Origin of the sequence: Brachyspira pilosicoli, from assembly GCF_019402445.1 — a bacterium.
Lineage (GTDB): Bacteria > Spirochaetota > Brachyspiria > Brachyspirales > Brachyspiraceae > Brachyspira > Brachyspira pilosicoli_B.
In genome coordinates, this window is the sequence record NZ_SRZM01000232.1 from 1 (window position 1) to 3,434 (window position 3,434).

At 27.8% G+C, this 3,434-nt stretch carries 4 protein-coding genes and 1 pseudogene; all 5 read right to left on the reverse strand.

Features of this window, described 5'->3' with window-relative positions:
* On the reverse strand, positions 1 to 660 hold a 660-nt coding region (locus E6A48_RS07965; RefSeq protein WP_219709524.1), incomplete at its 3' end, for a bifunctional ornithine acetyltransferase/N-acetylglutamate synthase.
* Positions 653 to 1,144, reverse strand: coding sequence for a hypothetical protein (locus tag E6A48_RS07970; RefSeq protein WP_219709526.1), 492 nt, complete (start codon positions 1,142 to 1,144; stop codon positions 653 to 655). The genes E6A48_RS07965 and E6A48_RS07970, both read right to left, overlap by 8 nt.
* A gap of 63 nt (positions 1,145 to 1,207) precedes the next feature.
* Positions 1,208 to 1,594 carry a DNA primase gene (locus E6A48_RS07975; RefSeq protein ID WP_219709528.1) on the reverse strand — a complete coding sequence of 129 codons (387 nt, stop codon included), beginning with the start codon at positions 1,592 to 1,594 and terminating at the stop codon, positions 1,208 to 1,210.
* Positions 1,595 to 1,811: 217 nt separating this feature from the next.
* Complete coding sequence (locus E6A48_RS07980; protein WP_219709530.1) at positions 1,812 to 2,981, reverse strand: iron-containing alcohol dehydrogenase; 1,170 nt, start codon at positions 2,979 to 2,981, stop codon at positions 1,812 to 1,814.
* A 161-nt stretch (positions 2,982 to 3,142) separates the two neighbouring features.
* Positions 3,143 to 3,434, reverse strand: a pseudogene (locus E6A48_RS07985) (glycosyltransferase family 8 protein); the annotation flags it as partial.

The following is a 3,434-nucleotide window of genomic DNA, read 5'->3' on the forward strand; positions in this document are numbered from 1 at the left end:
AGCCATATCATTAGTTGATGTTTCACCGTCTATTGATATTCTATTTAATGTATGTTCTACTGCATATTTAAATGCTTTATTCAGGCACTTTTTTTCTACATTCAAATCTGTAAATATAAATAATAATACAGTAGCCATATTAGGGTGAACTATTGAACTTCCTTTAGCTATTGCCAAAAAATTTGCTGTTTTATCTTCTATTTGTAATTGGGTTTTATATACTTTATCTATTCTATCTCTGGTTTGAATTGCTTTTATAATATTTTCATCAAAGCCAGCATTAAGCTTAGCATTAGTAATAGCATTTTTTATCTTTTCTACTTCCAATGGAACGCCTATAATACCAGTGGAAGCCATCATTATATTTTCTTTTTTGCATTTAAAAATATTACTAGAATGTTTAGCTATATCTAAAACATCTTGATAGCCTTTTTTACCAGTGAGAGAATTAGCAGATTTACTATTTACTATTAATAATTCTATTTTATTTTTGTCATTATCTTTAGAAAATTGTATAGGAGCTGCTTGCAGTTTATTTTGAGTATATAATGCAGATACTGTGCTAGGCAATTCACTTTTTATTATAGCTAAATCATAATCATTATTTTTTAGACCAGCTTTTATTGCCACAGAGGAAAATCCCTTAGGCATATTATACATTAAATAAATCCTCCTCTTCAGGATCGGAGTCATCTTCTACTTTTTTCACTTTTCTGTTTTCGTAATTTATTCTCTTTCTTACAAAAAGTTTAGTGCCTTTAGAGTTTTTTCTCTCTTGTATAATACCAAAAGTACCAGAACCTAAATAAACTATTTTATCATTTTCTTCCATTTCTTCTTCATTATTACTTTTTATTTCTTTTAGTATGCATTCAAAATGTGCTAGTTTATTTGTAACATTATGCATTATGCCTTCTTCTGGTATATATATAGGTTCATTACATATAGGACATATTGCTTTTTCTGATTTGTCTTTCATCTTATTGCTAAGATATATTTTTTCATATTCTTCTATAGTTTTTTTATTTCTATATTGATTATGGTTATTTTTTTTCTTGTTGTTATAGGAATTATCTTTCTTTTTTTTGTTGTGAAAATTATTATAATTATTTTTAAATCTATTATTGTTATTTCTTTCAGCCATTAAAAAACCTACAATTACAAGCAATATTAATATTACTGTAATATCAATATTGCTTATATATTATTAATCTTCGTCATCAAAATCATCGTCATCATAATCTTCATCATCATCAAAATCATCATCGTCGAAGTCATCATCAAAATCATCATCAAAGTCATCGTCAAAGTCTAAATCATCATCATAATCATCATCAAAATCTTCATCATCATCGTCATAATACTCATCATCTAAATCTTCATCTTCATCATAATCTTCATCATCATCTAAATCGTCATCAAAATCATCGTCAAAATCGTCATCATCATCGTAATCATCTTCATCATCATAATCTTCATCATCGTCGTCGTAATCATCGTAATCATCATCATCAAAATCATCATCAAATTTAGCAAAATATCCATTTAATATTTCTATAATATTAAAAAAACTAAAATATTCTAATTTTTCCATATTTACTCCATTTTATCGTAATTTTAAGGCTATCATAATACAATACTTTTTTTTGTCAAGTCATTTTTTATAAATTACAGCATATTATATATGAAGTTTTTTTTATATTCTTATTTTATTTAAAAAATAATATTTAAAATACATATTTTAACCATATAAAAACCCCAAGCATTATATAAATAATACTCGGGGAAAAACTATGATTAAAATATATTAATTAAAAGTTTACAGCATTACCATAATAGGCTGCTTCTAATACCTTTTTCATATTAGCAACATCAGTTTCTCTTGGGTTAGAACCTGTACAAGGGTCTGCAACTGCATTTTTAGCTATATCATCGCATTTTTGTTTGAAATGGTCTTCAGTTACACCATTATCTTTGTAAGTTTGTTTGATTCCTAATTTAACATTCAATTCTTTAACTTTATTTACTAAAGCAGCAGTAAGCTCAGCATCAGTGTTTCCAGAAAGTTTAAGCATTCTAGCTATATCAGCAAATCTATTAGCACAAACTTTTGAATTGTACTCTATAACATAAGGAAGAAGTATAGCATTACATCTGCCGTGTGTGATGTGGAACTCAGCACCTGTTTTGTGAGCTAAACTATGTACTATTCCAAGTAAAGCATTAGAGAAGGCCATACCTGCTAAACATTGAGCAACATGTAGTTTTGCTCTTCCTTCTTTATCGCCTTTAACTGCTTTTTCTATATTATGAACAATCATATCTATTGCTTTCATAGCTAAAGCATCAGTTATATCAGTTCTAAGCCCAGCAACATAAGCTTCTATAGAGTGAGTTAAAGCGTCCATACCAGTGTCAGCAGAAACTGTTTCAGGCATTGTCATAGGTATTGAGTAATCAAGTATAGCAATGTCTGGAGTAATTTCAAAGTCTGCTAAAGGGTATTTAATGTTAGTAGAATAGTCTGTGATAACTGAGAAAGCTGTAACTTCTGAAGCTGTACCGCTTGTAGAAGGAATAGCTGCAAATATTGCTTTCTTTCTAAGTTTAGGCATAGTGAAAGGAGTTTTAATATCATCGAATTTCTTCTCAGGATATTCATAGAACACCCACATAGCTTTAGCCGCATCAAGTGCAGAACCGCCACCTAATGCCACTATTACATCAGGATTAAACTCTCTCATAGCCTCAGCACCCTTATAAACAGTTTCTATAGAAGGGTCGGGCTCAACACCGTCAAAAATTTTAACTTCTAAACCAGTGTCTTTTAATATCTTTTCGCATTTATCAAGAAATCCACCTCTTTTCATAGATGAACCGCCTGTAACTATTATAGCTTTTTTATAACCTTTTAAGTTTTTTAATTCTTCCATAGCGTTATCGCCATAGTATAAATCTCTAGGAATTGTAAATCTTGACATCTTTAATCTCCTAAAATATGTTTTTATTGTACCAAATTATAACATTTATAGAAAACTTGTCAATTATATTATAATCGAGTACATACATTTTTTTATGATTTAGATATATAAATATTAGGTATTTAAATAATTATTTTATATATAAGAATATAATTAACTAATTAAATATATTTTGTTTCTTTTTTATATTTAAGTTTAAAATTATTTCTCATATTTCTAAAAGGTATCCACCAAGATATACTGTCTATAAGTTTATTATGTTTTATTATATCTTGATTGCCTTGCTCGATTATAATATCCACATATTTTGAAGGATTATTTTTAAAATAAGGAGTTTCTATAAAGTATTTCCAAAATGCATAATAAAGTTTATTTTTTTGGGGGTAGGCATTTTTATATAATGGTTTTAATAATGTATAATGACCTATAATTGTATCTTGAACTTCTTTTTCT

Coding starts and splice junctions, on each gene's coding strand:
- E6A48_RS07975 (WP_219709528.1), bottom strand. CDS start 1,594: ATGGAAAAATTAGAATATTTTAGTTTTTTTAATATTATAGAAATATTA.
- E6A48_RS07970 (WP_219709526.1), bottom strand. CDS start 1,144: ATGGCTGAAAGAAATAACAATAATAGATTTAAAAATAATTATAATAAT.
- E6A48_RS07980 (WP_219709530.1), bottom strand. CDS start 2,981: ATGTCAAGATTTACAATTCCTAGAGATTTATACTATGGCGATAACGCT.